Source organism: Fusicatenibacter faecihominis, from assembly GCF_020686945.1.
GTDB lineage: Bacteria > Bacillota > Clostridia > Lachnospirales > Lachnospiraceae > Limivivens > Limivivens faecihominis.
Map to the genome: position 1 here is coordinate 1 of NZ_JAJEPR010000088.1, position 1,721 is coordinate 1,721.

A 1,721-nucleotide genomic window follows, 5' to 3' on the forward strand; every position below is an offset into this window, starting at 1 on the left:
TTTACTCTGAGGTATTTCTTTTTCTCAACCTTCTTTCTTGGAATTCCCTATATTTGAATTATACAGGAAGCTCCTTTGATTTAACTGATTCCATCATAACGCTTTTTTTACGAATATGCAAAGAAAATTCTGAAATATAGTTCTATAGAATTAGAACTTGGTTTTGCGATTCTGTATATTTAAGATATTCACAAGTATACTAAATTCAGAACGATTATTCGTTCCGGAGGAGGTGTTACGATGGATTTGAAAGCAGTAGGACAGCGAATCAAATCAGCACGAGAAGCAAAAAATCTCACGCAAGAGGAACTGGCTGCATTAGTAAATTTAAGTCCGACGCATGTGAGTGTAATTGAGAGAGGCTTGAAAGTTACAAAATTGGATACCTTTGTTGCAATTGCGAATGCACTAGATGTTTCAGCAGATACTCTTTTAATTGATGTTGTGGCACATTCAGTTACAGGTGTTACCAATGAGCTAACAGAGAAAATAGAAAAACTTCCAATCAAAGAGCAGAAAAAAATCATCAAAGTAATCCATACATTATTGGAAGAGTAATATGACAAACTGGGAAGAGCAAGTAGCTCTTCTTTTTTTGCCTATTTATCCAGCTTTAAGTAGGAAAGTGTCTTTTCATGACAATAGAAATATGCTAAATTAGTTCTGTAGAACAAAGTATAATTCCACTTATACATTGGAGGAAAATGAATGAGAGAGAAAACTATTTATGAGAAGATTGCAGAAAAGTACAACACAACACCAGAAGAAGTACGCAGAGAAATGCAGATAGCCATAGATGCAGGCTTTGATAATCCTAATCCGGCTGTGCAGGAAGAATGGAAGAAAATGACACTTAAAGGAGACAGACCCACACCGGAAGAAGTGATCAATTACGCAGTAAAACAATTAAAAGGAAATTAATGAAAATATGAAGAAAAAGATAATTGCAGTGATAACAGGAGCAGTGATCTTGATAATTGCTGCAGGACGTATTTATTGGAAACCTGAATCCGGTCATAAGAGAGGTGAACCGGATGTAGTAGGAACATTTTCCATAAATCGGGATGAAAATTTAACTGTGGTCGCTAACCGAGAAAATATCGAGGATAGAGAAGCGTTTGCAAGAGAACTTTTGCAGATGTACAAGAATGATTCTTTTCATTCGACAAAATTCTCCACAGACAGGGGATATGCGACGAGCCTTGATATGAACATCTATTTATGGAAAGAGGGTATTGAAGATGGTGAATCGGTAATGACAGCCGAATACAGACCTGTAGAATATGGAAAGGACTATGATGTTGTCAATAATCCTGATAAATTTCAACTATATATAGATGGAAAAGAAGTAGAAGAATAACACGGTGAACTTTTTACACTGAATTATGTACGATTCTAATAATGACATGAACTTATGGGAACGTATTGCGGATACTTTGTGAACTTTATCCTGATACAATGATTATGCTGATGAAAGAAGGCATAGATAACTGAATACAAAAAGAGACGAAAGCCTCAGTAGTTAAGAAAAAACTACTGGGGCTTTTTCTCGTGCCTGAATTTCTCAGCCAATAACTGCGGGTGTGTCCCGGCAGGATAAAGGCGGAGCAGGCATGAGTTTAAACAGAGGTCCGCCTTCTGGATTTGAAACGAGCAACAAGATTTCAAATTCAGGAGGAACGGATATGTATATTGAACACCCATATTTTTATGAAGGAAAG

The 1,721-nt window shown here is 36.4% G+C and carries 3 protein-coding genes; all 3 read left to right on the top strand.

The window, feature by feature from the left end:
• The first annotated feature begins 240 nt into the window (after positions 1-240).
• The 3 genes from LKD71_RS17915 (at position 241) to LKD71_RS17925 (ending at position 1,360) form a co-directional block, all read left to right on the top strand.
• Positions 241-558 (top strand): helix-turn-helix domain-containing protein, encoded by a 318-nt coding sequence (locus LKD71_RS17915; RefSeq protein WP_008688152.1) that lies wholly within the window; start codon positions 241-243, stop codon positions 556-558.
• Between the two features lie 150 nt (positions 559-708).
• The gene (locus LKD71_RS17920; protein ID WP_117484520.1) at positions 709-921 is read left to right on the top strand and encodes a sporulation initiation factor Spo0A C-terminal domain-containing protein; all 213 of its coding nucleotides are present in this window, start codon (positions 709-711) and stop codon (positions 919-921) included.
• Between the two features lie 7 nt (positions 922-928).
• Complete coding sequence (locus LKD71_RS17925; protein WP_117484521.1) at positions 929-1,360, top strand: hypothetical protein; 432 nt, start codon at positions 929-931, stop codon at positions 1,358-1,360.
• Positions 1,361-1,721 lie beyond the last annotated feature (361 nt).

What these genes read in the sequence shown, in the direction of transcription:
- LKD71_RS17915 (WP_008688152.1), top strand. Translation starts at nt 241, where the DNA reads ATGGATTTGAAAGCAGTAGGACAGCGAATCAAATCAGCACGAGAAGCA.
- LKD71_RS17920 (WP_117484520.1), top strand. Translation starts at nt 709, where the DNA reads ATGAGAGAGAAAACTATTTATGAGAAGATTGCAGAAAAGTACAACACA.
- LKD71_RS17925 (WP_117484521.1), top strand. Translation starts at nt 929, where the DNA reads ATGAAGAAAAAGATAATTGCAGTGATAACAGGAGCAGTGATCTTGATA.